The 269-nt window shown below is 36.1% G+C and carries 1 pseudogene; it reads right to left on the bottom strand.

Annotation, left to right across the window (positions count from 1 at the left end):
* A pseudogene (locus tag Q4Q35_RS04220) lies at positions 1-269 on the bottom strand (MauE/DoxX family redox-associated membrane protein); the annotation flags it as partial.

Raw genomic sequence — 269 nt, 5'->3', positions numbered from 1 at the left:
ACTTGAAATGTTCTTAGTTTGCTTTTTCCGATGTCTTCTACATAAAAACTAAATTCATAACGGTTTTTTACTAGGTCGTACACATCAATAACAGAGGATTGTTTCCATAATACCAAAGATTCTTTACTCCCTAGTAGTTTGGAATTTACAAACAGGTAGTTTTCAGAGGAGGCACTAGATTTGTTAACCTTAATAGCAGGAGCCGCCAGTTTTTGTTGGTTTTTAGAGGCAATAGTTCCTACTTGTATCTGAGCCTGACTGATGGTATC

The sequence above is a fragment of the Flavivirga aquimarina genome (assembly GCF_030540835.1).
GTDB classification, from domain to species: domain Bacteria; phylum Bacteroidota; class Bacteroidia; order Flavobacteriales; family Flavobacteriaceae; genus Flavivirga; species Flavivirga aquimarina.
This window is presented reverse-complemented; position numbering and strand designations above follow the sequence as displayed.